This is a genomic window from Devosia sp. (genome assembly GCF_017307565.1).
GTDB lineage: Bacteria > Pseudomonadota > Alphaproteobacteria > Rhizobiales > Devosiaceae > Devosia.
On the sequence record NZ_JAFKHD010000124.1, the window covers coordinates 1 to 3,438 of the forward strand.

Genomic DNA, 3,438 nt, shown 5'->3' on the forward strand with positions numbered 1-3,438 from the left:
TGGCACCGCCCGCCGCCGCCCCGTCACAATCTCCGGCATCGACGCCCCCGCCGGTAGTGCCGTGATTGCCGGTGGCCGCGAAGCCGGCACCATTGGCCAGGTCGTCGCTGGCCAGGCCGTCGCCATCCTCCGCCTGGACCGCATCACCGATATCACCGCCGCTACGGTCGACTGCAAACCCGTCACCCTCGCCCTCCCCGCCTGGGCGACGTATCAATTTGGCGAAGCGGTTTCTGAGGACGCCGAGTAATTCTTCCTCCCATTTAGACGGTGCCTCCCTCCCCCCTCCCATCCTCCCCCATCAAGGGGGAGGTGCAGAAGTGGTGCTCTCGGCGAGATGGTGCCCCAAACTCGGTGCAACACCTCCCCCTTGATGGGGGAGGATGGGAGGGGGTGCCGGTTTGACTGGATGCAGTGGTGGAAATGCTGAGACATTCCCCACCCCCTTCACCAAACATTCTCGAATCGGCCGCATCTGTTAGTGTCACCGCCAACAGTCTGCTAACGAACTCGACCCCTATGGCCCGCACAAGTACACGTGCCTGGCAGCGTATGCTGTCCGGTCGCCGCCTCGATATTCTTGATCCATCCCCGGTCGATGTGGAGCTTTCCGACATCGCCCATGGCCTTGCCCGCGTTGCCCGCTGGAATGGCCAAACCATTGGCGATTATCCCTTTTCCGTGGCGCAGCACTCGGTGCTGGTGCTTGAACTTTTCCGCGCCTCGAACCCTGAAGCCGGTCCCGCGCCGCTCCTCCAGACGCTCCTTCATGACGCGCCCGAATATGTCATGGGCGACATCATCTCTCCGTTCAAAACGGCGATGGGAGGAAACTACAAGGACGTCGAAAACCGTCTATTATCAGCCATTTATCTCCGCTTCTCCTTGCCCGCGACCCAGTCGGTGCCGCTCAAGAAGCAGATGAAAAAAGCCGACCAAGAAGCTGCCTATTTCGAGGCCACGAGCCTTGCCGGCTTCGAGCCCGCCGAGGCGATCAAACTCTTTGGCGAACCCGGTGTTGCCGCCTTCGAGATCGAGCAGTTCGACCGGCTGATCCAGCCCTGGCCAACGCGTGAAGCCCATGACCGCTTCATCGCCACTTTCGAAGCCATAGCGGGACTTATCCCCGCCCCCTGAACCCGTGGCAGAATTAACCAAGGCGCGAAGAAAGGGTCGCTTTAGTTGCGTCATTATGGTTACTGATCCGTTAATAGTGTGCGCCTGCACTGGATCAGAATGGGACGCCTGTCATGAAACTGCCGAGCCTGCCCACGATTTTGAGCCTGACCACAGGTGCTCTGGTGCTCTCGCTCGCAACCGCAAACGCCGATGGCTACAATGGCATCGATGCCAGCAAGCTCTTGATCTTCAACGAAGATCTCGGCGTCGCCCATGAAGATTGGGTTTCAACCGACCCGCTCGAAACCCATGCGATCAAGAAGATCGAGGGCGGCAGGGTCAGCTATGTCTCGGTCATCCGCACCGCCACTGGCACCTATTCGTCCGATGGCATCGCCTCGCCCAACGTCCAGTATCCGGGCATCATCGCGCCCGCTAAACCACGGAATCAATTCAGCTTTTCAAGCTGGAACAATGGCCAGTGGACGACGATGAGCACCTATGACGGCGATTCCTACGTTTCGGTCTCGACCTACGAGCCGCGCCGCGGCGAGACGCGGACTTCCACCTGCATCTCGACCGCAAGCTTCTGGTATTGCTAGCCTTTAGCCAAACAACCAGCCGCGCTTGAACTTGTAGAAGACGTGCAGCCCGATCTGGGTCACCTTCTCCATGCGCGGGGCCCAGGCGGGGCTCACATAGGTCGCGTGATAATGCGTCGCCGAGCCGACTTCGGTCAGGTAGAGCTCGCCGGCAAGATAGCGCTGCGCGATATCCTCGGCCTGAGCCCAGGGCTCGCGCTCGTTGACGACTTCGGGAATACCATCGCAGGCAAAGGAGAACTGGCAGGCATTGCGCTTGTTCTGGTTCTGGAACACGACGCCGCAAATGGTGTCGGGATAGCGATGATCCCTAACGCGATTCATCACCACCTGCGCCACGGCTACCTGGCCGCGATAGCTTTCACCGCGCGCTTCAAAGTAGATCGCCGTGGCGAGGCACCACTTTTCACGATCGGAAACTTCCACCGGCGCGGTGTTCGAAAAAGCCCCGGTAACCGGGGCATTGGCGCGGGCATAGGCCAGCTGTTCCGAGGCCACGACCGGCAACGGATCGGTCGGGGTCAGCGAGGCGGTTTGCGGAGCAATGCCGGCAATCGCGTCGAGCGCTGCCGCGGTTGCCGGGTCGATGGAAACCACCGACATGCGCGGCCCGGCCTCCTCGGGCTGGTCGCCAAGCGCAGCAATGCGGGATTGCCCCATGGCATCGGGGTCGCCGCCGGGATCGCGCAGCGAAGCGATCCGCACGCGGGCTTCCTCGAAGTTCTGCGAGAAGGCGACGACGTCAACTGCCGGGCGATAGCGATCGGACTTTTCCGAGCGGTTGGGGCCGGTAAAGCTGACGGAATCGAAGAGATGGTCGACCGAACCGGTAATCACCGGATCGGAGCCGGAATAGCTCAGGCTCGCCAAGGCGAGTTTGGGCGTGTCGGTCTGGGTGGGATCATGCGGCAGGTCTACAGTCGGGCCGAAGGCACCGCTGGCAAGGCCCATATAGGCAAGGGAGACGACGAAGCCCAACGCCATCGTCCTGGCGACGGGCAATCCCCGGCGAACCGCTCTGACCGCGTGCGGACGCACGACTGGCCGGTGTGGATGAGCCATACACTCTACTCAACGCTACGCAACACAAACAAAATCGACAAAAGTGACGCTAAAATGCCGACAGTTGTGATGATCTCTTATTAAGGTTAGCGCCGAGTAAATGGCCAAGTTGGCACGCGCAGGGTCAAAGCGCGGCGAGCGGCAGGCAGAATTGTGATTGGCGGATTTGTCGCAGCAACCGCGACATCTTCCGTTTACTGGCTCAGGTGCAGGCCGCCCGCACCGGCTCGATCTGTTCGAGCACGCCGGCAAGATTGAAGCGCACCGAGAGCGAGCGGGAGTTGACCGGGGTCACCCGCGTCGTCAGGTTCGTCGCCCCTGCCAGCATGTCGATAAAGGCCAGCGTATCCGCCGTATTGTCGATCAGGAGCGCGGTATTGCTCTGGTTGACCAGCAGCGTCCGGCTGCGCGGCGATTGCAGGTCGACCTGCAGGGTAATCCCCGCGTCGCGCCCCAGCGCCGACATGGCATTGCCCGCATAAGCAAATGACGCGCTTAGTTTTCCGGCCTCACAGGCAATGGTCATGGTTGCCGGCTGCCGGCCGCTCGGCCGGGCGGGAATGAGCTGTTCGGATTCAAAGGTCACGCTCAATGCATCAGCGGCCGCACCACCATTGCTAAAGATTGCGTCATAGCAGGCGAGCCGTTCGCCATC

Annotated in this window: 3 protein-coding genes and 2 pseudogenes; 3 read left to right on the top strand and 2 right to left on the bottom strand. The window is 61.2% G+C overall.

What is annotated here, in order from left to right:
• The 3 genes and pseudogenes from J0I64_RS03530 to J0I64_RS03540 all read left to right on the top strand — a co-directional run.
• Positions 1–250, top strand: a pseudogene (locus tag J0I64_RS03530) (folate-binding protein); the annotation flags it as partial.
• A 269-nt stretch (positions 251–519) separates the two neighbouring features.
• Complete coding sequence (locus J0I64_RS03535) at positions 520–1,137, top strand: HD family hydrolase (RefSeq protein ID WP_291406237.1); 618 nt, start codon at positions 520–522, stop codon at positions 1,135–1,137.
• 113 nt (positions 1,138–1,250) lie between these two features.
• Positions 1,251–1,721 (top strand): hypothetical protein, encoded by a 471-nt coding sequence (locus J0I64_RS03540; RefSeq protein ID WP_291406238.1) that lies wholly within the window; start codon positions 1,251–1,253, stop codon positions 1,719–1,721.
• 3 nt (positions 1,722–1,724) lie between these two features.
• On the opposite strand, the pseudogene J0I64_RS22600 reads toward J0I64_RS03540, so the two are convergent.
• Positions 1,725–2,138, bottom strand: a pseudogene (locus tag J0I64_RS22600) (cell wall hydrolase); the annotation flags it as partial.
• A gap of 847 nt (positions 2,139–2,985) precedes the next feature.
• The coding region (locus tag J0I64_RS03550) for a hypothetical protein (RefSeq protein WP_291406240.1) at positions 2,986–3,438 on the bottom strand (453 nt) is incomplete at its 5' end.

What these genes read in the sequence shown, in the direction of transcription:
- J0I64_RS03540 (WP_291406238.1), top strand. Translation starts at nt 1,251, where the DNA reads ATGAAACTGCCGAGCCTGCCCACGATTTTGAGCCTGACCACAGGTGCT.
- J0I64_RS03535 (WP_291406237.1), top strand. Translation starts at nt 520, where the DNA reads ATGGCCCGCACAAGTACACGTGCCTGGCAGCGTATGCTGTCCGGTCGC.